Origin of the sequence: Micromonospora sp. WMMD712 (genome assembly GCF_029581295.1) — a bacterium.
GTDB classification, from domain to species: Bacteria; Actinomycetota; Actinomycetes; order Mycobacteriales; family Micromonosporaceae; genus Micromonospora; species Micromonospora carbonacea.
This window is the reverse complement of the sequence record NZ_CP120743.1, coordinates 4440947-4463372: the sequence shown is the minus strand read 5'-3', so window position 1 is coordinate 4463372 and position 22426 is coordinate 4440947. Positions and strand designations below refer to the sequence as shown.

The following is a 22426-nucleotide window of genomic DNA, read 5'->3' as shown; positions in this document are numbered from 1 at the left end:
ATGAACTCGTGGACCAGAACGTGTTCGACGACCCCCGGATCACCGCCGTCGGTCTCCTCGTCGAGGCGCACGCCGGGCTGTCGGCCCGGTTCGCCGCCCAGTTCGAGGAGCACGGGCTCTCTCCGGTCGAGTTCGAGGTGCTCACCCGCCTCGCCCGCTCGCCCGGCAACCAGCTGCGCATGACCGACCTCGCCGCGCAGACCTCGCTCTCCACCAGCGGCGTGACCCGGGTGGTCGACCGGATGGAACGCGACGGCCTGCTCTGCCGCCGGGCCTGCCCGTCGGACCGACGCAGCTCGTACGCGGTGGTCACCGCCGCCGGGTTGCAGCGCCTGGACCAGACCCTCCCCGGGCACCTGAAGATCATCGAGGAGTGGTTCACCGGCCAACTGGAGCCGGAGGAGCTGCGCGCCCTCCTCCACGGCCTCCGGCGCGTACGCGACGCGGTGCATCCCGGCGCGACCGCCGGCAGCACCGATCCGGTCCCGCCGGAGGCCGCCCCCTCCTGACGCCCCGGCGAGCGGGACCTGCACGTCGACGAGCCCGGCCGCACCGCGCGGGAGGGGCACCGGCAGAAAGACCGGCAGAACCGCCCCACCAGCGGCAACAAACGGCATTAAGCGGGCAAATCTCCCCGCCGGGAGTGGCTACTGTTCTCTCAGCGGGGGCGCACCGGGGGGTGCCGGCGCGGGCGATGAGCGAGGGGTAAAACCAGGGGGCTTCTTCGCTCGCGCCGCCCCCGCGTCAACATCTCCGGGCGGGCCCGGTCGGCTCCGGCCGACCGGGCCGCCGCAGTGGAGCCAGCACCTCGGCCTCCCGGGGCAGCAGGCTGATCCCGCTCCGCCGACAGGCGGCGTCGAGACGGTCGAGCACGGCCGCGTCCCGGGTGCTCGCCGCCAGCCCGACGAGCGCCTCCACCAGGTCCCGCCGGTCCTGGCCGGTGCCGGTGCCCTCCGCCGCGGCGGCGAACCACTCGGCGGCCAGCTCACGATCGGCCCGGTGCAGGGCGATGTTCGCCTCGATGAGCGCGCAGATCCCGTCCTCGAACCGGGACTCGCCCGGCCGGCCGCCCAGCAGCTCGGTGCCCAGCGCCGCGTCACCCGCCGCGCAGGTGCGCAGCCCCGCCAGCACCTCGGCCGCCTCGTCGGGCCGCCCGTCCTGGGCCAGCGCCAGGCCGATCGTGCCGAGGGCCCGCCGCCGGTGCCCCGGGTCGCCGACCTCCACCAGCCCGGCGGCCACCCGGTGGCCCTGCTCCACGGCGTCGGCGTACCGGCCCTCCAGGCGGGTGACCTCGGCCAGGTCGGCCCGCGCCAGCAGGCGCAACCGCCGGTCGCCGGACTGGGCGGCCAACCGGTCCATGGCCGCCAGGCGACGCCGCGCCCCGGCCAGGTCGCCCACCCGGATGTCGTGCCAGGCGAGGCTGTGCTGCGCCACGGCCATGTCGCGCAGCCGCCCGTGCCGGGTGGCCAGGGCGAGGACGGCGGCGGCCTGGTCGCGCGCCTCGTCGTGCCCACCGGTCGCGCCCAGCAAGGCGCAGAGCACCGCCCGCGCCTCCAGCTCCCCGGCCACGTCGCCGGCCCGGTGCAGGATGGCCCACGCGTCACGCGCCGCCGGCAGCTCCTGCTCCGCCGCGCCGTGCTCGACGGCGAGCCGGGCCGCGCCCAGCACCGCCCGGGCGCGCAACCCGGGATCGGCGGCGGCGGTACGCGGGTCGGCCAGCAGCCGGCGCAGCCACTGCCGCCCGACGACGTCCCGGCCCCGGAACCGCCACCAGCGGGCCAGCCCGACGGCCAGCCGGAGCGCCGTCGTCGGGTCGTCGACGGCGGCGTGGGCCAGCGCGGCGGTGATGTCGCCGGTCGCCTCGTCGAGGCGGCGCACGGCCGAGGTCAGCAGCGGGCCGGCCAGGTCGGGAGCGGTCCGGGCCACCAGCCGCGCGAAGACCTCGGCGTGCCGCCGCCGGACGTCGTGCCGTTCCCCGGCACCGATCTTCCGCTCGGTGGCGAACTCCCGGACCGCGTCGAGCAGCCGGAACCGGAACGGGCCGGTCCCCCGCACACTCAGCAGGCCGAGCTGGAGAAACCGGTCCAGCAGCGGCACCGGATCGATCGAGACCGTGCCCTCCGGGTCGGCGTCGTCGGCCAGCATCTCCTCGGCCAGCTCCACCGACCAACGGTTGCGGAACACGGAGAGCCGACGCAGGGCGGCCCGCTCGTCCGGGGCGAGGAGGCGGTAGCTGGCCGCCACGGCGTCCCGCAGGGTGACCGTCGCCCCGCCTCCCGGCGTCCACCCCGGGTCGGGCCGCTGGGCCGGCGAGGTGGCGAGGTCGAGGACGCGGTCGCCGTACCGGTCGAGCAGCTCGTTGAGGTCGAGGATGCGCCCCCGGGCGGCCATCAGCTCGATGGCGAGGGGCAGCCCACCCAGCCGGCGGGCCAGCGCGGCGAGGGCCGGCAGCTCGTCCGGGTCCGGCGGCTCCCGCCGCACCCGGGCCAGCCGCGCCGTGAACAGCGCCACCGCCGGGTAGCCGGCCAGCACGTCCGGCCCGGCCGGGTCGAGCTCGGGCGGCGGCACGTCCAGCGGCGGAACGGGCCAGACCCGCTCGCCGGGCACGCCGACCGGGTGCCGCCCGGTGACCAGCACCCGCAGCGTCGGCACCGCCCCCGCGAGCCGGTGCAGCGCCCCGGCCACCGGGTCGGGCGCCCGCTCCACCGCGTCGATCAGCAGCAGCGCCGGGCGGGCCGCCAGTTGCACCGCGAGGTCGGAGGCGCGGGCCGCGCCGAAGGCCGCCGCCGCTGCGGAGAGCACGTCGGCCGGGTCCGAGCCCTCCCCGACGAGCACCCCGGCGACCTCGCGGGGAGCCCGCCCGGCGACGGCGTGGGCGACCGCCAGGGCCAGCGCCGTCTTGCCCACGCCGGCCAGCCCGACGAGGCTGACCACCGGCGGGCCGTGGTCGGTGGTGAGCAGCTCGACGAGCTCGGCGACGTCCCGCTCCCGGCCGATCAGCGCGACGGGCGGCGGGAGCGCGATCGGCGTACCCCCGGGGTGGGCGGCCGACGACGGCCCGACGCCGACCGGGTGGGTGACCGACGGCGGCGGGGCGGCGGGTGGCTCGTCGGCCGCGCGGGCGGGGTCGGCCGGGGCCGTCCCCCGGGCGGCGGCGACGAACGCCGCCCGGGCGGGCCCGGCGAGGCCGAGTGCGCCGGCCAGCAGGTCGACGGTGGTCCGCTGCGGCCGCGCGGACCGGCCCCGCTCCAGGTCGCGGACCGTCCGCACCCCGACCCCCGCGCGGGCGGCCAGGTCGGACTGGGTGAGGCCGGCGGCGTGCCGGTGCGCGCGCAGCAGGGCGGACAGTCCGGTACGACCGTCCGCGCCCGGCGGACGGCCATGATCGGGAGCCATGGGCAGGAAGGGTACGGATCGGGTGTGACTGTCGTCAGCCAACCGTCGCCCTGCCGACGCTGACCGGCACAAATATCCGACAGCGCCCCGCGCGGGAGCTTACCGGCGTGAGAAGGGGACCCTTCTCTACCTCAGGCGTTAAGCGCCTGGCCAGAAGTTCTGTCGGTAATTGTGGGGTAGCCATGGGCTGGTCCAGGGTGCGGCGGTGGTGAGGTTCTGGTCGGGTGTGCGGTGGTGGAAGAAGGTGTGGGCTTGTCGGAGTCGGTCGTTGAGGGTGGTGACGGCGGTGTTGGCGATGTGGTGTTTCAGGGCGGCCCAGATGCGTTCGACGGGGTTGTCCTGGGGGCTGTAGCGGGCGCCGGTGATCAGGTGGAGGCGGGGATGCTGGTCGAGCCATGTTCGGGTGTGGCGGCTGGTGTGGGTGGTGTCGTTGTCGCAGAGGACGACGACGGCGGGGGCGTGGGGGTAGGTGTCGAGGAGGTGTTGCAGGAAGTGGCAGAACACCTCGGAGACGGCTTTGACGCTGGGGTGGTGGTGGAAGGTGCCGGTGGTGAGGTTGACCGCGCCGTAGATGCTGCGGCGTTGGTTGCGTCCGGGGGTGAGGATGCGGTGGCGTAGGCCGTGGGGCTGCCAGCAGGCGCGGACCTTGGCCAGGAGTTCGAGGTAGGTTTCGTCCTCGGCCAGGAGGACCGTGCCGGCGGGCAGGGTCCGCAGGTGGGCGCGGATGCGGGTGCAGATGGTGTCGTGGTCGGGGTCGGTCCGGGCGATCAGGCGGGGCCGGCGCCATCGGGCCTGTTCGCGGATGCGCCGGTAGGTGGTGTGCAGGCTGATCGCGGGGCGTCCCAGAGCCCGCCAGATGCGGATGGTGGTCCACGCTTTCGGGGTGGCCAGGAGGGCGCGGATGCGTTCGCCCAGGCGTGCGCTGCCGTGGCGGGGGCGACCCGATCGGGGCCGGTCGGGCAGGCCGGGCAGGCCCTCGGCGTGGTGTCGCCGGATCCATCGGCGCACAGTGACCGGATCGTCGTAGTGCAGGAGTTCGGCGATCTCGGCCGGGGACATGCCGTCGGCGGAGAGCAGGATCACCACCGCCCGCAGGGCAACGCGCCACTGGTGGTGCAGCACGGTGAGTAGGTCCTGGTACTCGGCGTCAGTCGGGTTGGCGTAGGTCTGTGGCGGTCGCATACTGATCGTGGCCTCGCTGGTGTTTGCACGTTGTCTGCAAACTCCATGCAAACCCAGCGAGGTCCACACCGCACGACGAGCCTCAACCCACCGGCTTACCGACTGGACTTACGGCAACCTGCTTAACAGGGGGCCCTTCCTTTCACAGGCCGAGGTCGCGGGCGATGATCATGCGCTGGACCTCGCTGGTGCCCTCGCCGATCTCCAGGATCTTCGAGTCGCGCCAGAACCGGGCCACCGGGTACTCGTTCATGAAGCCGTAGCCGCCGTGGATCTGGGTCGCCTCCCGGGCGTTGTCGACGGCGACCGTGCTGGCGTGCAGCTTGGCGATCGCCGCCTGCCGCTTGAACGGCTCGCCGGCCAGCATCCGGGCGGCGGCGTCGTAGTAGGCCAGGCGGGCGGTGTGCGCCTTCAGCTCCATGTCGGCGATCTTGAACTGGATGGCCTGGTAGTTGCCGATCGGCTGGCCGAACGCCTGGCGCTCCTTCGCATACTTGATCGACTCGTCCACGCAGCCCTGGGCGAGGCCGACGGCCAGGGCGGCGATGGCGATGCGGCCCTCGTCGAGGATGCGCAGGAACTGGGCGAAGCCCCGGCCGCGCTCGCCGAGCAGGTTGGCCGCCGGCACCCGGCAGTCGTCGAAGGTCAGCTCGTGGGTGTCCGAGGCGGTCCAGCCGACCTTCGAGTAGCCCGGGGCGACCGTGAAGCCGGGGGTGCCGGACGGGACGATGATCGTGGACAGCTCCTTGCTGCCGTCCGGCCGGGTGCCGGTGACGGCGGTGACCGTGACCAGCGCGGTGATGTCGGTGCCCGAGTTGGTGATGAACGCCTTCGAGCCGTTGATCACCCACTCGCCGGTGGACTCGTCGAGGACGGCCCGGGTCCGGGTGCCGCCCGCGTCCGAGCCGGTGCCGGGCTCGGTGAGGCCGAAGCCGGCGAGCGCCTCGCCGCTGAGCAGCCTCGGCAGCCACCGCTCCCGCTGCTCGGCCGTGCCGAAGCGGAAGATCGGCATCGCGCCGAGGGAGACGGCCGCCTCCAGGGTGATCGCCACGCTGGAGTCGACCCGGGCCAGCTCCTCCAGGGCCAGGCAGAGCGCGAAGTAGTCGCCGCCCATGCCGCCGTGCTCCTCGGGGAAGGGCAGACCGAACAGGCCCATCTTGCCCATCTGCCGGATCACCTCGTACGGGAAGGTGTGCTCCTCGTAGTGCTCGGCGATGACCGGGGCGACCACCTCGCGGGCGAAGTCCCGCACGCTGGACCGCAGCGCCTCTTGCTCCTCGGTGAGCCGGAAGTCCATCGGTTCCTCCTGTACGCAGTCCTCCGCCGGGCGCTCGTGACGCCGACGGGGTGGGGTGGCCCTGGGTCGCGGTGGCGGCGCCGGCCGGGGCGCGGCGGGTCAGACCGGGGTGACGCCGTGCCGGCGGCGGGAGAAGCTCCGGTCCTTGGTGCGGGCGGCGGCGTAGCGGCGGACCAGCTCGGCGCGCAGGTCGTGCGGCTCGACGATCGCGTCGACCACCAGCTCGCTGGCCAGGCGGACGACGTCGATGTCGCGCTCGTACTCGGCGCGCCTGGCGACGACGAAGGCGGCCCGTTCCGCCTCGTCGGCGATGGCCGCGATCTTGTTGGCGTAGACGGCGTTGACGGCGGCCTCCGCCCCCATCACCGCGATCTTCGCGGTGGGCAGGGCGATCGTCGCGTCGGGCTCGAACCCGGGGCCGGCCATCGCGTAGAGGCCCGCGCCGTACGCCTTGCGGACCACCACGCAGATCTTCGGCACCGTCGCCTCGGAGATCGCCGTGATCATCTTGGCCCCGTGCCGGATGATGCCCTGCTTCTCCACCGCGCTGCCCACCATGAACCCGGGCACGTCGGACAGGAACAGCAGCGGGACGTTGAACGCGTCGCAGAGCTGCACGAACCGGGTCGCCTTGTCGGCCGAGTCGACGAAGAGCACGCCGCCCTTGAACATCGAGTTGTTGCCGACGACGCCGACGACCTCGCCGTCGAGCCGGCCGAAGCCGATGGTCAGCTCCCGGGCCCAGAGCGCCTGGATCTCGAAGAAGCTGCCGTCGTCGAGCAGGCCCTTGACGTACCGGCGCATGTCGAACGCCTGCCGCTCGCTGGCCGGCACGAGCGCGGCCAGGTCGGCCTTGGCCGGCGCGGGGGCCGCCTCGGCGGCCGGCGGCGGCTGGGTCCAGTTGGCCGGGAGGTAGGACAGGTAGCGGCGGACCACGTCGAGCGCCTCGGCCTCGGTCTTGCAGAGGAAGTGCCCGACGCCGGACTCGGCGCAGTGCACCCGCGCCCCACCCATCGCCTCCAGGGTGGTCTTCTCGCCGGTCACCATCTCGACCATCCGGTCGGAGCCGAGATACATGCTGGCGTTGCCCTCGACCATCGCCACCACGTCGCAGAAGGCCGGGATGTAGGCCCCGCCGGCCGCGCTCGGGCCGAACAGCGCGCAGACCTGGGGGATGGAGCCGGAGGCGCGGACCTGGTTCCAGAAGATCTTCCCGGCGCCGCGCCGGCCGGGGAACAGGTCGACCTGGTCGGTGATGCGCGCGCCGGCCGAGTCGACCAGGTAGACCATCGGCACGCCGGTCGAGTAGGCGCGCTCGATGATCCGGATGATCTTCTCGACGGTACGCGCGCCCCAGCTGCCCGCCTTGACCGTGGAGTCGTTGGCCATCAGGCAGACCGGCCGGCCGTCGATGGCGGCGGTGCCGGTGACGACGCCGTCGGCGGGCAGGCCGTCGGCCAGGGCGTTCGCGTAGAGGCCGTCCTCGACGAACGAGCCCTCGTCGACCAGGAGCGCCACCCGCTCGCGGGCGAAGAGCTTGCCCTTGGCCGAGTTGGCCGCGTGGTATTTGTCCGCACCGCCGGCCCTCGCGCGCTTGCGCAGCTGCTCCAGTGCCTCACCGTCGAGCGTCACGCCGACTCCCCATCGCCGCCACCGCGCCGGCCGCCGCACGGGCACGCCGGCCACCCTGAACGATCGTTAGGTTAGCTCATCCGCCGCCCGATCGGCGACCCCGGGGCACACCCGACGCCGGCGCGCCACGAATCGACCGATCGTGATCCAAATATTGAAATGCGTAGATGATTCTCGTTAGGCTCCCGTCACCCCCTCCCGGATTGGAGTCAGCGATGGCCTCACGAATCAGCCGGACCCTGGTCGCGATGCTCGCCACGGCCGGTGCGACCCTCGGCGTCACCCTCGCCAACCCGTCGCCCGCGTCCGCTGCCATGACCATCTGCTACAACACCAGCCAGGCCCCGAGCTACGCCAGCATCGCCAACCAGGCCGCCACGATCTGGAACAACGCCACGTCGAACCTGACGCTGACCGCGAACTGCGGCACCAACCTCCGGATCTACCAGATCACCGGCGGCGGCTCGTACGCCGTGCGGACCAGCCTCGGCAACGGGCGGGTCTACATCGACACCCAGCAGGCCGCCCAGTACAGCCCGCTGCGGATCATGACCCACGAGATCGGGCACATCCTCGGCCTGCCCGACAACTACAACGGCAACTGCGCGATCCTCATGTCCGGCGGCAGCGCCGGCACGAGCTGCACCAACCCGTACCCGAGCAGCGCCGAGGCGAGCCGGGTGACCAGCCTGTTCGCCGGCACCCGCAGCACCGAGCGGGGCACGGACAGCGGGGCGACCGTCTTCCAGGACAGCTGGCCGGCCGCGCTCGCCCCGGTGAGCTGACCGAGCGGGAACACCGGAGGGGCCGGCGCACCGCCGGCCCCTCCGCCGCGTCTCCCGGCCCCTCCGCCGCGTCTCCCGGCCCCTCCGCCGCGTCTCCCGGTCCTCCGCCGCGTCTCCCGGCCCCTTCGCCCGGTCGGGCGGGCAGGGGCGTCAGGCCGGCAGGGGCGTCAGCCGGGTGCGCGGGCCCGCCCGCAGGACGCCGGAGGGCAGCTTCTTGCCGAGCAGCTCCTCGGCCAGCTCCGCCACCTCGACCAGGGCCGCCAGGTCGATGCCGGTGTCGATGCCCATGTCGTGCAGCATGTGCACCGCCTCCTCGGTGGCCAGGTTGCCGCTGGCCCCCGGCGCGTACGGGCAGCCGCCGAGGCCGCCGACGCTGGCGTCGAACTCGGTCACCCCCAGCTCCAGCGCCGTCAGCAGGTTGGCCAGCGCCGTGCCCCGGGTGTTGTGGAAGTGCAGCAGCACGGGGACGTGCGCGTCGCGGTCGCGTACCGCGCTGATCAGCTCGCGGACCCGGCGCGGCGTGCCCATGCCCGTGGTGTCGCCGAACGCGACCCGGTCCGCGCCGTCGCGGACCACCCGGTCGACGATGGCGGCGACCCGCGCCGGGTCGACGTCCCCCTCGTACGGGCAGCCGAAGCTGGTCGCCACGATCACCTCGGCGGTGGCCCCGGCGCCGTGCAGCAGGTCGATCAGCTCGGCGATGTCGTCGAGCGACTCGGCGGTGGACCGGTTGACGTTGCGCCGGTTGTGCGTGTCGCTGGCCGAGACCACCACCTCGATCTCGGTGAACCCGGCCGCCAGGGCCCGCTGCGCGCCCCGGGTGTTCGGCACCAGCGCCGAGTAGCGCACCCCGTCGACCTTCGCCGCCCGCCGCCACACCTCGTCCGCGTCGGCCATCTGCGGGATCGCCCTGGGGTGCACGAACGACACCGCCTCGATGCGGCGCACGCCGGTGCCGGAGAGCGCGTCGAGCAGCCGCACCTTGGCATCGGTCGGGATGGGCTCCTCGTTCTGGAGCCCGTCGCGCGGCCCGACCTCCCGGATCGAGACCGCCGCTGGCATCTGGCTCATGGTCACCTCGCTGTGACGTCGGGCCGCCGGTGGTGCCGCACGCGCCGCCGCCCCTCGTGAGGGCGGCCGACGGGGCGAAGCCGGACGGCCAATGGGTCCCTCCAGACAACCAGAACGCCGGGACCCGCCGCCAGGCCGCCCCGCCCCTGGCCGGACGGCGGGGCGGGGCGGTCAACAGCGGCGATCAACAGCGGCGGTCAGCGCATGCGGGAGACGATGCCCGTGTCGTAGTCGCCGGAGAGGAACTCGTCGTTCTCCAGCAGCTCGGCGAAGAACGGCAGGTTGCACTTGGGGCCGGCCACCTCGAACGCGGCGACCGCCGCGCGGGCCCGCTCGATCGCCTCCGCCCGGTCGCGGCCGTCGACGATCAGCTTGGCCAGCAGGCTGTCGTAGAACGGGGTGACCGTGTTTCCGTCGACGTAGCCGGAGTCGACCCGCACGCCCTCGCCGGCCGGCTCGCGCCACGTCGTGATCACGCCGGGGCCGGGCAGGAAGCGCTTCGGGTCCTCGGCGTTGATCCGCAGCTCGATGGCGTGGCCGCGCGGGGCGAGCGCGTCCGGGTCGAACGTCGGCGCGAGGCCGGCGGCGACCCGGAGCTGCTCCTCCACCAGGTCCACGCCGTAGACCAGCTCGGTGACGGGATGCTCGACCTGGAGCCGGGTGTTCATCTCCAGGAAGAAGAACTCCTGCGTGGCGGGGTCGAAGAGGCACTCCACCGTGCCCGCGTTGCGGTAGCCGACCGCCTCGCCGGCCCGCACGGCGGCGGCCAGGAGGCGGGCGCGCAGCTCCGGCGAGACCGCCGGGGACGGGGACTCCTCGACGAGCTTCTGGTTGCGGCGCTGCACCGAGCACTCCCGCTCGCCGAGCGCCACCACCCGGCCGTCGGCCAGGCCGAGGATCTGCACCTCGACGTGGCGTACCCGGGGGAAGTAGCGCTCGATCAGCACCGACCCGTCGCCGAACATCCGCTCGGCGAACGCGCGCACCTTGTCGTACTCGCTGCGCAGCGCCGCCTCGTCGGCGGCCACGCCCATGCCCATGCCGCCGCCGCCCGCCGCGGCCTTGACCATCACCGGGTAGCCGATCTCCGCGGCGGCGGCGACCGCCGCGTCCAGGTCGGCGGCCGGTTCGGTGGTGCCGGGGGCGACCGGCACCCCGGCCGCCGCCATCAGGTTCCGGGCGTTGATCTTGTCGCCCATCGCGGAGATCGCGTCCGCGCCGGGCCCGACCCAGATCAGCCCACTGCTCTCGACGGTACGGGCGAAGTCGGCGTTCTCCGACAGGAAGCCGTAACCGGGGTGGATCGCCTGCGCGCCGGTCGACTTGGCGGCGGCGAGGATGGCCTCGACGTTGCGGTAGCTCTGGGCCGGGTTCGCCGGTCCCACGCAGACGGCCTCGTCGGCCTCGGTCACGAACGGCAGGCCGGCGTCGGCCTCCGAGTGGACAGCGATCGCGCGGATGCCGAGCCGGTTCGCGGTTCGGATGATCCGACGGGCGATCTCGCCGCGGTTGGCCACCAGCAGCGATTCGATCATGTTCTCCTCCAGCGTCCAGGGGTGGGGACGATGCCAGGGAACCATGGGTGACGGAGCGTCCACGAGTCAAGCGCGTGGCGGCGGGGCGGGTTCAGCCGCCCGTGTCGAGCTGCTGCGGACACAGCACAGGCCCCGGCGGGTGCGAGGGCCTGCGGGTCGACGGGGTTGCGGGCGGAAGGACTGCGGGTGGAGGTGCTGTAGGCGGGAGGGCTGTGGGGCGAAGGGCCGCCGGGTGAGCGGGTCAGGCGACGCGCTTCGCCAGCGTGAGGAAGCCGCGCCAGGAGGCCGGCGAGAAGGAGAGGGTGCCGCCGTCGCGGTCCTTCGTGTCGCGGACCAGGACGACGCCGGGCAGGTTGTCGGCAACCTCGACGCAGTTGCCGCCGTTGCCGCCGCTGCGGGTGCTCTTGCGCCACTGCGCGCCGGTCATGTCCATGCTGCTGCCGCCTCCCTCAGGAGATCCAGGGACTGCGACCGTGACAGGGCCTCGCCCCGGATCCGCTCCCACCGTCGTTCGAGCGTAGCAAGTTGGGCGGCCTGATCGATGATCTGCGCCTGGGCCTGACTGTCCACGTGGGCCACCCGCGTCCCGCCGGGAAGCTCGGCGATCGTGAAGGGGCCGTCGAGCCCCGGATAGGTCGGGGCGTCGCGGGGGACGATGTGCAGTTGGACGGCCGGCAGCTCCGCGCAGGTCACCAGGCGGGCGAGCTGGGCGGCCATGATCGCCCGCCCGCCGGCCGGCACCCGGCGGATCACCTGCTCGTCGATGACGACGACGGTCATGGGTGCCCGGTCGCAGGTGAGGATCGCCTGCCGGGCGATGCGGGCCACCACCAGGTCGTCGACCTCGGCCGGCGAAAGGGGCTGCCCGTGGAACGTGGCGCGGGCGTACGCTTCGGTCTGCACCAGGCCCGGCACCCAGGCCAGTTCGAAGGCGCGCATAGCGACCGCCTCGCGCTCGATGTCGACCCACGGCCGGAACCACACCGGCTCGCGGCGCAGGGCATCCGGCCAGAGGTCTGCCACATCCTTGCCGAGGATCCTCGCGACCTCGCCACGATGCCGGGTCTGCGGAATGCGCCCGGGATTGGCCCAGCGGGCGACGGTCTTCGGGTGGAGCCCTATGCGACCTGCCAAGCTCTCGGCGGTCTCCGACGCCTCGGCGAGCGCCGTGACGAACGCATGATTCATGCCTGAGTCCCTTCAGGAACCGACGGAACGTCCGAAGGAAATCATCTAACGCTGTGTGATTGCACCGCAACCCTGGGCAGGCTGTCATCGGGACGGCGTAGGTCGGGAGGGCGGAGAAGCCCCCGCCCGCGTTCGTCGAGGGGGCCGCCCGGCCGGTCCTGCGCACCAGGCGCGGGCGGCCCCCTCTCCACCGGCCACGGACAGGGGAAGCAGATGCCGAACCGAGCAGGACCCACCGCGCCGACGACCGCCGGGGCCGGGAGACGGCGGTGACCGGCAGGCGGCGGGGCCGGGAGGCGGCGGTGACCGGCCGGTCGATCGCTCCGGGCGACGTGCTGCGCCTGACCCGCGCCGCGAGCCCGCAGTTCGTCGAGCCGATCACGGTGCGGGTCATCCGCGAGGTGCCGGACCGGCACACCTACCACGGCTGGACGTGGATCGAGGCGTACGAGCTGGACGCCCGGGGCGACGCCGTCGCCAAGCGCGAGCTGTTCGTGCTGCGCGAGGGGTTGCACCGACTCGCCGGGACCCCGCGGCAGGCCCCGCCGGCCCGGGGCACTAACCCGGCCCTGCGGCAGGCCGCGCCCGCCCGGGGCACGAGCCCGGCCCGGGTGCGCTGATGTCCCGCCCGGGTCCCCCGGTGCCCCGCGCTCGTGCCGTGATGCCCCGCCGGCACCTACCGATGCGCCCCGCCTGGCTCTGCCGGGTCTGCGCCGCTCAGTGGCCCTGCCCGGCCGCGCGGCTCGACCTGCCCGTCGAGTTCCACGGCCACAGCGTCGCGCTCGCGTTCTACCTGGCCGCCGCGATGCGGGACGCCATGGACGACACGTACCGGCTCGGCGGCCGGCCCGACAGGGCGACGATGCACGCCCGCTTCCTCGGCTGGCTCTCCCCGACCCGCCCTCACCGGACCGAGCGCCACTGACCGTCCGGGGCGATGAGGCCAGGGCTGGTGTCGACATACTCGACATACCGGGCGACGCAGGCAGAAGATCGTGCTCGATCCTGGAAAGAGTGGCATCCGCCGGGGAACGACATCACTGTTTCCCTGATCGAGCACGATCTTGTCCCGGTCGAGCCCGGCGCGGAGCGACTTGTCCCGGTCGAGCCCGGGTGGGGCAGGGGCTCAGGCGTCGGCGTCGGCCTCGGCGAGGAGGGCGGCCAGCGTGGCGGCGCGCAGCAGCGCGGCCCGCCGCTGCCGATCCACCTCGCCGCCGAGGAACGGCGTCGAGTTCATCAGGCCGAACGCCGCGTGCGCCAGCACCCGCGCCTCGCCGTCGGGCAGGCCCGGGTGCAGCGCGGTCAGCACCGTCACCCACTGCTCCACGTAGAGCCGCTGGAGGCGGCGGATGCGGCGGCGCGGCTCGTCGGGCAGCCGGTCCAGCTCGTGCAGGTGCAGGGCGATCACGGCCGGGTTGGCCAGCGCGAACTCGACGTGGAAGTCGATCAGCGACTCCAGCGCCGCGCGCGGATCGGCGGAATGGCCGGTGACCCGTTCCCGCCCGCCGTCGAGCAGCCCCTCGCTGACCGGGATCAGCGCGGCGGCCAGCATCGCCTCCTTGCCGGCGAAGTGGTGGTAGAGGGCAGGGCCGGTGACGCCCGCCGCCGCGCCGATGTCGTCCATCGACACGCCGTGGTAGCCCCGGGCGGCGAAGAGCCCGACCGCGATCTCCAGGATCTCGTCCCGCCGCGACCGTCTCCTGCCAGTGCCCGCCACGCCGCTCGCCGCTCCCCGTGCCCGCTGTTCCACCGTCACCCGGCAAGCCTAGACCCGCCCGGACGCCTAGGTTACCCGCCGGTCGGCCCCCGCCAGCCGTGGTCGCACCATCAGTCGTCGTCGACTCGTCAATCGTCGTCGCCCAGGCAGCCGCAGCCGTCGTCGGCCCGTCAGTCGTCGTCGCCCGTCACCCGTGCCGTCAGGCCCCGTCAGTCGTGCCGTCGGCCCCGTCAGTCGTCGTCGCCCAGGCCGTGCTCCGCCCGGACCGCCTCCGCCTCGTCCGGGCGGCCCAGCTCGTCGAGCACCCGGGCGAGCAGCCACGCCGCCTGGGACGCCGGCCGGGAGCCCGGGGGCAGGCCGCCGAGCACCTCCCGCAGGCGCGGCTCCGCCTCGCCCGGCCGGCCCGCGCGCATCAGCAGCTCGCCACCGAGCAGCTCCACCCGGGCCGCCTCGCCGAACGCCTCGATCGACCGCAGCCGGGCCGGCACCCCGGCCAGCCGGTCCAGCCCGTCGTCCGGCCGGTCGTCGGCGGCCAGCACCCGGGCACCGACCTCCGCCGCGAGCGCCGCCTCGTACGTCACCACCGGCGGCACCTCCGGCCGACCGGTCAGCGCGGCGGCGAGCCCGTCCACCACCCCGACGGCACGCACCGCCGCCGGCACGTCCCCGGACCAGTTCAGGGCGTCGGCCTCTCGGCGGCGGGCGCGCAGCTCGTCGACCGGCGCGCCGGCCAGCCGGTAGGCGGTGGCCGCCTCGGCGAACCGCTGCGCGGCCAGCGCGTCCCGGTCGGCGTCGTAGAGCAGGCCCCCGGCCTCCTCCAGCACCTGCGCCCGGTGCGGCAGGTTGTCGGGGCCGTCGAGGTTGCGGGCGAGCTGGTCCAGCAGGGCCAGCGCCGGCTCCAGCTCACCGAGGTCGACGTAGATCCCGGCCAGCAGGTGCCGGCAGCGGTCCGCCTCGGCCTGCGCCCCGAGCCGGTCCAGCCCGAGCACCGCCTCCTCCGCCACCTCGGCCGCCTCCGCCGGCCGCCCGGCCGCCCGGTAGGCGTTCGCCAGCTCCCAGCGCAGGAAGGCGTCCCCGTCGGCGCCCTGCTCCACGCAGAGGGTCACCGCCTCGGCGAAGTCCTCCACCGCCTCGGCCGCCCGGTCCGCGCCCAGCAGGGCCCGCGCCCGGAACACCCGCACCGGCAGCCGGGCCTGCGCCGGGGCCGTCTCCAGCGCCTCGTCGCAGGCGGCCACCCGCTCGGCCGGGTCGTCCGTCGCCCGCGCGTACGCCAGGGTGGCGGCGGTGACCAGCTCGCCCACGCCCACCTCGCGGGTGAGCCGGCGGGCCAGCTCGGCCGCCGCCCGGAACTCCTCCGGCCGCTCCAGCTCCTCCAGCACGTGCGCGCGGTGCAGCGCCACCCGGGCGGCCAGCCACGGGTCGACGTCGGCCTCGGCCGCCGCCCGGTCGGCGGCGGCCAGCGCCTCCTCCCAGCGCTGGAGGTGCGCCAGGGCGAGGGCGAGCCGGTCGTGCGCGGCGGCCCGCTCCCGGGCGTCGCCGTGCCCGGCGAGGAAGTCGGCGGCGTCCCGCGCCAGCGCCAGCCCCTCCTCGCCGTCGCCGGTGAGGCAGAGCAGCGCGCCGAGCCGGCCGGCGACCACCTGCTCCCGCACCGGGTCCGGCAGTTCCCGGTACGCGGCCAGCGCCGCCCGGTTCGCCTCCTGCGCCGCCTGCGGGCCGTCGGCGTCGGTCAGCTCGCCGGCCCGCAGCTCCAGCCGTCGCGCCGCCGTCCGGGGCGGCTGCCCGGTCGCCCCGAACCGCTCGTCGTAGGCGGCCAGCGCGGCGGCGAAGCCCGCCCGGTCGTGCGTACGCCAGCGCTCGTCGGCCAGGTCGAGCAGCTCGTCGGCGGTGGCCCCGGCCGGCACGGTGGCCGCCGGGGCCGGCGTCGCCGGCGGCTCGGGCCGGCGGCTCGGGCGGCGGCGGAGGCTGGCCGACAGCGGCAGGTGCTCGCCGTCGGGGGCGGCGGCCAGCCGCCGGGCGATCCACTCCGACTGGTGGGTCGTGCCGTTGCGGGCGTCGAACCGCGCGGCCAGCGCGGTCGCCGTGTCGGTCAGCTCGGCGGCAAGCGCGGCGGCGGACACCTCGCCCGCCGGCCGGTCGCCGGCCGCCCGCCGGTGCAGGGTGACGTCCCCGGCTGCGGCGGCGCGGCGCAGCGCGGCGGCAGCGGTGGCCGCGAAGTGCATCGCGGCGGCCGGGGTGGGCGCGCGGTCCAGCCAGTCGAGGTGCCGCTCGACGATCTCCACGGCCCGCGCCTCGTTGCCGGTCAGCGTGCAGAACTCGACGTGGTCGCCGATGTCCCACAGGTCCGACAGGTTGCCGCGCAGCCGCCGGTACGCCTCCCGGTGCGCGTCCCGCGCCGCGTCGCCCCGCCCCGAACGGAGGTAGGGCAGCAGCAGCGCGGTGAGGATCGCCTGCGGCTGCTCCGTGCAGGTCAGCCGGCCGGCGAGGACCGGCTCGGCCACCGCCACCGCCTCGTCGTGCCGGCCCGCGTGGGCCAGGTGGGCGACCTGGGTGGTGGGATCGCAGCCGGCGCAGTCGGACAGCTCGTCGCGCGGGGCGGTCAGCCACTCCTGGTACCACCGCTGCGCGGCCTCGGCGTCGCCCACGTGGTCGGCGACCAGGTAGCGGTGCTTGTGCACGGCCTGGAGGCTGTGCCCCGCGCTGGCGTACCGGCGCTGCATGTCGTCGAGCACCGCGTACGTGCGGTCCAGCGGCAGCTCGGGGAACTTCAGCATCGCGTTGACCATGTACTTGAAGTGCCAGAGGAGCTGGTGGGCGTAGCGCTCGTGGTAGGGCTGCGGGTCCCGGTCGAACTCGGCCAGGCACCAGGAGAAGGTGACGAAGGACTTCGCCGGCTCGCCGCCGTAGACGTACGCGGTGGTGGCGTGCATCCGCACCGCGAACGCCAGGTGCCGGTCGTCGCCGGTGTCGGCGCGGCGCAGCAGCTGCTCCAGGGCGGCCGTGCGCCCGGCGCCGTACGGCATGTCGCTGCTGTCGTGCAGCATCCGCCACAGCTCGTCGTCACTCATCGATGCCACTCACTCCCGTCCCGGTACGGCCCGGCCGAGCAGGCCGAGGAAGGAACTGTTCAGCAGCGCGGCGTCGGCCGCGCGGATCGGGTGGTGCCCGAGCAGCAGGGCCTGCCCGTACAGCGCCTCGACGGCGAGCCCGACCAGCTCCGGGTCGTCGAGGGTGGTGACCCGGCGGACCAGTGGGTTGCGGTGGTTGAGCACGAGCTGCGGGCGGTCCGGCGGGGCGGACGCGGCGAGCGCGTCGAGCACCCCGCCCCACAGCTCGTCGGCGGCGTCCCGGGTCGCGGCGAGCTGGTCGTTGAACGCCGCCGACCGGCTGACCAGGTAGAGCGCGGGCAGCGACACCGGGTCGTACGCCCGCACCACCACCTCGCAGCCGAGCCGCTCCAGGGCCCGCTGCGCCGCGGCGAGGAACGGCCGCAGCGCCAACTCGACGGCCGGGTCGACGGCGTCGAAGCGGGTGGTCAGGTCGCTCGGTTCCAGCCGCTCGATGAGCACCGACCGGTCCACCGTCGGCAGCCGCTCGATCAGCTCCGTGTCGTAGGTGTAGCCCGCGTTGACCACCGCCAGGTCCTGCGCGGCGGCGACCGCGGCGAGCTGGCGGAACTCGTCCAGGCTGGCCGCGTACCGGAGCACGCCGTGGCGTTGCCGGAACTCGGCCAGGGTGAGGGTGCCGACGTTGGTCTCCATCGGCCACCACCGGTCGACCAGGCGGAGCATCTCGTCGTCGTGCACGGCGAGCGCCTTCACGCCGAGGTGGTGCACCTGGAGGAACTCGCCGAGCCGGCGCGGGTCGTGCCGGGCCAGCCGGACCAGCCAGCCGCGCACCTGCTCGCCGAGGGCCTCCCGGGTGGCGGTGAGCAGGGCGTCCTCGTAGAGCGCCTCGCGGCTGGCGGTGGGCCGCAGCTCCCCGGCGTCGATCACGCAGTGGGCGAAGAACGCCCAGTCGGGCAGCAGCCCGTCGGCGTGCTCGGTGAGCAGCATCCGCTTGAGGTAGACCCGGTGGCCGGCGCGGGCCGCCGGGTTCACCGGGGTCGGCAGGATGAACGCGACGCCGGTCAGGCCGGCCTCGGGCACCGACAGCGGCACCACGTCGAACGGGTCGACGCCGAGGAGCTGCCGGGCGTAGCGGGTCAGGGCCGGCCGGTCGACGCCCGTGCCCGGCGCGGTCGGCCAGGGCGGCCCGCCGGTGGTGGTGACCGTGTCGCCGACCCGCACGGTGACCGGCAGCAGCGACCCGTAGAGCCGGGCCAGCTCGGTGACGGTCGCGGTGGCGAACCACTGGTCGGCGTCGCGGCGCGGGACCAGCGTCACCGTCGTCCCGGTCTCCGGGCGCTGCTGAGCCGCCGGGGCGACCTCGACGGCGTACCGGCCGTCGGCGTAGCCCGTCCAGAGCACCGTCGGCTCGTCGGCGTGCCGGGTGACCACCCGGATCTCGTCGGCCACCAGGAAGCAGGAGAGCAGCCCGATGCCGAACTGGCCGAGGAACTCGTGCCGGGAGAAGCCCAGCTCGTCGCGCTTGGAGCTGCGGCCGATGGTGGCCAGCAGCTCGTGCACCTGCGCCTCGGTGAGGCCGATGCCGGTGTCGTGCACCCGCAGCGTCCCGTCGCCGGTCAGCTCGGGCGGGAAGATCCGCACCAGCGCCGGGGCGTCGGGCTCGCCCGCCCGGCGCGCGGTGATCGCGTCGACGGCGTTCTGCATCAGCTCACGGACGTAGACCCGTGGGCTGCCGTACAGGTGATGACTGAGCAGGTCGACCACACCCCGGAGGTCGACCTGGAAGGTGCGGTCCAACGCTGCTGCTCCCCGGTCCGATGCCGGCGCCCACCGTACCGGTGATCACTGACGCCCGGCTGCCCCCGTTCGCCCGGAACTTGACCCTCGACCCGGTGACCCGTACCGCTCCCCTTCGCCCTCTCCACCCTCCTGCTCCTCCGCCTGCCGGGTTCGCCGCCCACCCCCAAGCGGCGATCTTGCACTTCCGGCCCCGGCGAATCCCCGCAAGCCGGGCGCAAGAGGGGCCGCAAGTGCAAGATCGCGCAGGAGGCTTTGGTGGGGGTGCGGTGGGTGGTAGGGATCCTGTCTCGGGTGGGTCGTCGGGATCGCCGCACTGACGAATCTGGCGATCGGCCGCCCGTCGCCTGCGGGGAGTCGACCCCGGCTCCCCCCGGTGATCGGCGGACACCCGGCCGGGCGGCCCCTAGCCTGAAGCCCAGAGGGGGCGGAGCCGACGGCCGGGCCGGGGGCCCTCGGGAACGGCCGGACGGGGGGCACGGTGGTCGACGGCGGCACGAACGAGCGCCCGCTGGTGCTGGCGGGGATCCTGCTCGGCGGGGCGGGCGTCTTCGACGTGCTGGCCGGCGTCGGCGACCTCGTCGGCGACCCGTACGTCTCCATCGAGGGCGGCGCGATATACCACTACGACGTCACCGGCTGGGCCTGGGCGAGCCTCGCCGCCGGGGTGCTGCTGGTGGTGGCGGGGGCGCTCGTCCCGCTGGGCCGGCGCTGGTCCGCCCGGCTCGCGTTGTTCGCCGTCGCCGCAGCCGGCGCGACGCACCTGCTGATCCTGACCTACCACCCGCTCCGGGTGCTGATCGTCCTCGGGCTGGCCCTGGCCGCCGCCCGCCTGGTGCTGCGGCACCGGCGCTCGCCGACGCGCGCCTGACCACCGCACCGGCTCATCGGGCCGGTCGGGCCCGAGCAGGGCCGGTCGGGCCCGAGCAGGGCCGGTCGGGCCCGAGCAGGGCCGGTCGGGCCCGAGCAGGGCCGGTCGGGCCCGAGCAGGGCCGGTCGGGCCCGAACACCGGCGCTACCCGGGTTCCCGGGTCGGCTGGCAGACCTTGCCGGTCAGCGCCGGGTCCGGCTGCTCGCTCTCCTCCCACACCGGGTTGGCCGAGATCGCCAGCGGGGGCGCCTGCCAGGCGGCCCCGAGCCGCTGGAACAGGGAATACTCCCGCCGGGTCCGCTGGACCGGCTCGCCGCTGAGGAAGTTGACCAGCCGGTCCTGGACGAGGGACCGGTTGAGCAGGCCGCCGTGCACGCCCGGCGTCTGGAAGACCGGGATGCCGGTGTAGTCGCCCGGCGGCGCCTCGGCGGCCGTCGTGTACGGCAGGAAGGCGACCATCCGCACGCCGGGCACCGGGCACATGAGCTGGTTGCGGTAGAACGGCGCGTCGTCGAGCAGCGACCGGATGAACGGCTCGTCCGGCCCGTTGCCGGGCGCGCCGGCCAGCCGTCCCAGCTTGAACATGGCCCGCAGCGTCCAGCCGGTGACCACGCCCCACCCGTGCTCCCGCCCCTGCGGCGGGTAGTAGGCCCGGCCGGCGTTGATCAGCGGGCTGAACATGACAAGCGCGTCCACCGCCGGATGGGGCCGCCGGGCGAGGTAGGTGCGGGCCACGATCGCCCCCTCGCTCTCCCCGACCAGGGCCACCTTCCGGCCGGTACGCCGGTGCAGCCGCTCCACCTGCGCGGCGAGCAGCCCGACGCTGTCCGCCACCGAGATGGTGGTGTCCTGCGGCCGGTAGGGCAGGGGACGGCCGTCGGGGCCCAGCCCCCGGTAGGAGAACCGTTCCACCCTCGGGTCGCGCGGCGGCTCGCCCCCGTACGCGGAGCCGTAGCCGGCCAGCACCACCACCGCCTCGGTGACCCCCGCCGGCAGCGGCCGGGTGAGCAGCACGTCCTCGGTGCGCAACTGGTTGCCGGGCACCGTGCTGACCAGCGACGGGATCAGCAGCGGCACGACGAGCGCCAGCAGCGCCGCGATCGGGGCCACCGGCACCCGGGCCCACCGCAGCCGGGGCGCGAGCACCGCCGCCCGTACCGTCCGGTTCCACAGCACGCCGTTGAGCACGCCCGCCGCCGCTGCCACCGGCACCGTCCACCAGCCGGGCACGCTCCACGCCACCGCCCCGGCCATCGTGAGCACCACGAAGTTCAGCAGCGTCCACCCCACCAGGGACAGCGAGGGCAACCCCCGCCACCACGGCCCGACGGCGGCGGCCCGTTGCAGGAACGGCGCGAGCAGGAACATCGGCAGCAGGGACGCGAGCAGCACCCAGGACAGCGCCACCACCGACGCGGCCACCGAGATCACCGCCCACGGCACGACGAGGACCGTGACCGCCACGGAGATGCCGACGTTGCGCTTCAAAAGCTGGCGTACGGGCGGCCGGGGCACCTCGACCGGCCAGGCCAGCGCGACGAGGACGGTGGTCAGCGCGCCCCGGGTGAGCGCCACGTAGACCAGCCAGAGGACGAACTCCGGCCACCACTGGTGGTAGACGAACAGCCACCGCAGGTCGTGGTACGTGTCGTACGGCCAGACCGCACTCACCTGGGGCGCGATCCCCTCGGCCGCCACGAAGCCCATGGCGACCAGGACGGTGGCCTCGACCGCCGGGAACACGGCGGTCAGCACGAGCAGCGTGACGAGCCTGCGATCCAGGGTCAACCCGGCCTCCTCGCCACCGTCGCGGATCCTGCTCCTCTCGCAGGTTCCACCGGTGGCGGGCCCGGTGGCGGCGCATCCGGCACATTGCCCACCGCAGGACCCGACCGGGACGGCGACGGCCCGGCCCGGGCCGCTGGTCGTGGCCGGGACGGGACGGCGGGTCGCGCCCCGACGGCAGGTCAGCCGGCCAGGCCGCCCGGCTGGTCGCCCTTCACGACGGGGGCCCGCACCAGGTTGCCCCACTCGGTCCACGAGCCGTCGTAGTTGCGCACCTGCGGGTAGCCGAGCAGGTGGTGCAGCACGAACCAGGTGTGGCTGGACCGCTCGCCGATCCGGCAGTACGCCACCACGTCGTCGGACGGGCTCAGCCCGAGCTGGTCGGCGTAGATCGCCCGCAGCTCGTCGGCCGACTTGAAGGTGCCGTCGTCGTTCGCCGCCGACTTCCACGGCTTGCTCACCGCGCCCGGGATGTGCCCGCCGCGCAGCGCGCCCTCCTGCGGGTAGTCCGGCATGTGCAGCATCTCGCCCGTGTACTCGCCCGGCGAGCGCACGTCCACCAGCGGCCGGCCGGCGGCGACGTGCGCCATCACCTGCTCCCGGTACGCCCGGATCGGCGCGTCGTTGCGCTCCGGCACCGGGTACGCGGCGCGCGGCCGGGTGGCCTTCTCCCGGGTCAGCTCCCGCCCCTCGGCGACCCACTTCTGCCGGCCGCCGTCGAGCAGCCGCACGTCGGCGTGGCCGAAGAGGGAGAAGACCCAGAGCGCGTACGCCGCCCACCAGTTGAAGTTGTCGCCGTAGAAGACGACCGTGTCGTCGCGGCCGATGCCCTTGGCGGCGCACAGCTCGGCGAAGGCGGCCGCGTGCAGGTAGTCCCGGGTCACCTGGTCGTTGAGCTCGGTGTGCCAGTCGACCTTCACGGCGCCCGGGATGTGCCCGGTGTCGTAGAGCAGCACGTCCTCGTCGGACTCGACCACGACGAGGCCCTCGTCGCCGAGGTGCTCGGCGAGCCAGTCGGTGGTGACGAGCCGCTGCGGGTCGGCGTACGACTGGAGGCGGGGATTCGGATCACTCGGCACAGGCATGAGCCCAACCTACGCCGGTT

At 74.6% G+C, this 22426-nt stretch carries 18 protein-coding genes; 5 read left to right on the top strand and 13 right to left on the bottom strand.

The annotated features are described in order from the left end of the window. Positions 1-8: 8 nt before the first annotated feature. Complete coding sequence (locus O7633_RS19270) at positions 9-509, top strand: MarR family winged helix-turn-helix transcriptional regulator (RefSeq protein WP_074475687.1); 501 nt, start codon at positions 9-11, stop codon at positions 507-509. 235 nt (positions 510-744) lie between these two features. On the opposite strand, the gene O7633_RS19265 is transcribed toward O7633_RS19270, so the two are convergent. From O7633_RS19265 to O7633_RS19250, 4 genes are all read right to left on the bottom strand, one after another. Then, entirely contained in the window at positions 745-3396 is a 2652-nt protein-coding gene (locus tag O7633_RS19265; RefSeq protein ID WP_282323419.1) for a helix-turn-helix domain-containing protein, read from the bottom strand. A gap of 138 nt (positions 3397-3534) precedes the next feature. Further along, positions 3535-4578, bottom strand: coding sequence for an IS630 family transposase (locus tag O7633_RS19260; protein ID WP_282323418.1), 1044 nt, complete (start codon positions 4576-4578; stop codon positions 3535-3537). A 142-nt stretch (positions 4579-4720) separates the two neighbouring features. Further along, entirely contained in the window at positions 4721-5875 is a 1155-nt protein-coding gene (locus tag O7633_RS19255) for an acyl-CoA dehydrogenase family protein (RefSeq protein ID WP_282323417.1), read from the bottom strand. Between the two features lie 99 nt (positions 5876-5974). Next, the gene (locus O7633_RS19250; protein WP_282323416.1) at positions 5975-7507 is read right to left on the bottom strand and encodes an acyl-CoA carboxylase subunit beta; all 1533 of its coding nucleotides are present in this window, start codon (positions 7505-7507) and stop codon (positions 5975-5977) included. A 215-nt stretch (positions 7508-7722) separates the two neighbouring features. Between O7633_RS19250 and O7633_RS19245 the strand changes: the two genes are divergently transcribed. Beyond that, a complete protein-coding gene (locus O7633_RS19245) occupies positions 7723-8292 on the top strand; it encodes a snapalysin family zinc-dependent metalloprotease (RefSeq protein ID WP_282323415.1) in 570 nt (189 codons plus the stop codon). A gap of 150 nt (positions 8293-8442) precedes the next feature. Here O7633_RS19245 and O7633_RS19240 read toward each other — a convergent pair whose 3' ends face one another. The 4 genes from O7633_RS19240 to O7633_RS19225 form a co-directional block, all read right to left on the bottom strand. Beyond that, complete coding sequence (locus O7633_RS19240; protein WP_282323414.1) at positions 8443-9363, bottom strand: hydroxymethylglutaryl-CoA lyase; 921 nt, start codon at positions 9361-9363, stop codon at positions 8443-8445. Positions 9364-9560: 197 nt separating this feature from the next. Next, positions 9561-10898, bottom strand: a complete 1338-nt coding sequence (locus O7633_RS19235) for a biotin carboxylase N-terminal domain-containing protein (protein WP_282323413.1) — start codon at positions 10896-10898, stop codon at positions 9561-9563. A gap of 241 nt (positions 10899-11139) precedes the next feature. Then, the gene (locus O7633_RS19230) at positions 11140-11325 is read right to left on the bottom strand and encodes a DUF397 domain-containing protein (RefSeq protein ID WP_178062745.1); all 186 of its coding nucleotides are present in this window, start codon (positions 11323-11325) and stop codon (positions 11140-11142) included. Next, positions 11322-12086, bottom strand: a complete 765-nt coding sequence (locus tag O7633_RS19225; RefSeq protein WP_282323412.1) for a DUF5753 domain-containing protein — start codon at positions 12084-12086, stop codon at positions 11322-11324. Before O7633_RS19225 ends, O7633_RS19230 begins: the two co-directional genes overlap by 4 nt. 269 nt (positions 12087-12355) lie before the next feature. Between O7633_RS19225 and O7633_RS19220 the strand changes: the two genes are divergently transcribed. Together O7633_RS19220 and O7633_RS19215 are read left to right on the top strand one after the other, a co-directional pair. Beyond that, positions 12356-12706: a hypothetical protein gene (locus tag O7633_RS19220; protein WP_282323411.1), complete on the top strand. Its 351-nt coding sequence runs from the start codon at positions 12356-12358 to the stop codon at positions 12704-12706. A 41-nt stretch (positions 12707-12747) separates the two neighbouring features. Beyond that, positions 12748-13011 carry a hypothetical protein gene (locus O7633_RS19215; RefSeq protein ID WP_278136296.1) on the top strand — a complete coding sequence of 88 codons (264 nt, stop codon included), beginning with the start codon at positions 12748-12750 and terminating at the stop codon, positions 13009-13011. Positions 13012-13212: 201 nt separating this feature from the next. On the opposite strand, the gene O7633_RS19210 is transcribed toward O7633_RS19215, so the two are convergent. From O7633_RS19210 to O7633_RS19200, 3 genes are all read right to left on the bottom strand, one after another. Then, a complete protein-coding gene (locus O7633_RS19210) occupies positions 13213-13842 on the bottom strand; it encodes a TetR/AcrR family transcriptional regulator (protein WP_278130506.1) in 630 nt (209 codons plus the stop codon). A gap of 191 nt (positions 13843-14033) precedes the next feature. Beyond that, positions 14034-16868: a hypothetical protein gene (locus tag O7633_RS19205; protein ID WP_282323410.1), complete on the bottom strand. Its 2835-nt coding sequence runs from the start codon at positions 16866-16868 to the stop codon at positions 14034-14036. Positions 16869-16877: 9 nt separating this feature from the next. Continuing rightward, positions 16878-18665 carry an HSP90 family protein gene (locus O7633_RS19200; protein WP_282323409.1) on the bottom strand — a complete coding sequence of 596 codons (1788 nt, stop codon included), beginning with the start codon at positions 18663-18665 and terminating at the stop codon, positions 16878-16880. A 481-nt stretch (positions 18666-19146) separates the two neighbouring features. Here O7633_RS19200 and O7633_RS19195 point away from each other — a divergent pair, with 481 nt between their 5' ends. Further along, a complete protein-coding gene (locus tag O7633_RS19195) occupies positions 19147-19536 on the top strand; it encodes a hypothetical protein (RefSeq protein WP_282323408.1) in 390 nt (129 codons plus the stop codon). A 144-nt stretch (positions 19537-19680) separates the two neighbouring features. On the opposite strand, the gene O7633_RS19190 is transcribed toward O7633_RS19195, so the two are convergent. Both O7633_RS19190 and O7633_RS19185 read right to left on the bottom strand, forming a co-directional pair. Continuing rightward, complete coding sequence (locus O7633_RS19190; RefSeq protein WP_282323407.1) at positions 19681-21324, bottom strand: hypothetical protein; 1644 nt, start codon at positions 21322-21324, stop codon at positions 19681-19683. Between the two features lie 179 nt (positions 21325-21503). Further along, positions 21504-22406 carry a sulfurtransferase gene (locus O7633_RS19185; RefSeq protein ID WP_282323406.1) on the bottom strand — a complete coding sequence of 301 codons (903 nt, stop codon included), beginning with the start codon at positions 22404-22406 and terminating at the stop codon, positions 21504-21506. Positions 22407-22426 lie beyond the last annotated feature (20 nt).

What these genes read in the sequence shown, in the direction of transcription:
- O7633_RS19245 (WP_282323415.1), top strand. Translation starts at nt 7,723, where the DNA reads ATGGCCTCACGAATCAGCCGGACCCTGGTCGCGATGCTCGCCACGGCC.
- O7633_RS19225 (WP_282323412.1), bottom strand. Translation starts at nt 12,086, where the DNA reads ATGAATCATGCGTTCGTCACGGCGCTCGCCGAGGCGTCGGAGACCGCC.
- O7633_RS19265 (WP_282323419.1), bottom strand. Translation starts at nt 3,396, where the DNA reads ATGGCTCCCGATCATGGCCGTCCGCCGGGCGCGGACGGTCGTACCGGA.
- O7633_RS19185 (WP_282323406.1), bottom strand. Translation starts at nt 22,406, where the DNA reads ATGCCTGTGCCGAGTGATCCGAATCCCCGCCTCCAGTCGTACGCCGAC.
- O7633_RS19230 (WP_178062745.1), bottom strand. Translation starts at nt 11,325, where the DNA reads ATGACCGGCGCGCAGTGGCGCAAGAGCACCCGCAGCGGCGGCAACGGC.
- O7633_RS19240 (WP_282323414.1), bottom strand. Translation starts at nt 9,363, where the DNA reads ATGAGCCAGATGCCAGCGGCGGTCTCGATCCGGGAGGTCGGGCCGCGC.
- O7633_RS19255 (WP_282323417.1), bottom strand. Translation starts at nt 5,875, where the DNA reads ATGGACTTCCGGCTCACCGAGGAGCAAGAGGCGCTGCGGTCCAGCGTG.
- O7633_RS19205 (WP_282323410.1), bottom strand. Translation starts at nt 16,868, where the DNA reads ATGAGTGACGACGAGCTGTGGCGGATGCTGCACGACAGCAGCGACATG.
- O7633_RS19260 (WP_282323418.1), bottom strand. Translation starts at nt 4,578, where the DNA reads ATGCGACCGCCACAGACCTACGCCAACCCGACTGACGCCGAGTACCAG.
- O7633_RS19235 (WP_282323413.1), bottom strand. Translation starts at nt 10,898, where the DNA reads ATGATCGAATCGCTGCTGGTGGCCAACCGCGGCGAGATCGCCCGTCGG.
- O7633_RS19215 (WP_278136296.1), top strand. Translation starts at nt 12,748, where the DNA reads ATGCCCCGCCGGCACCTACCGATGCGCCCCGCCTGGCTCTGCCGGGTC.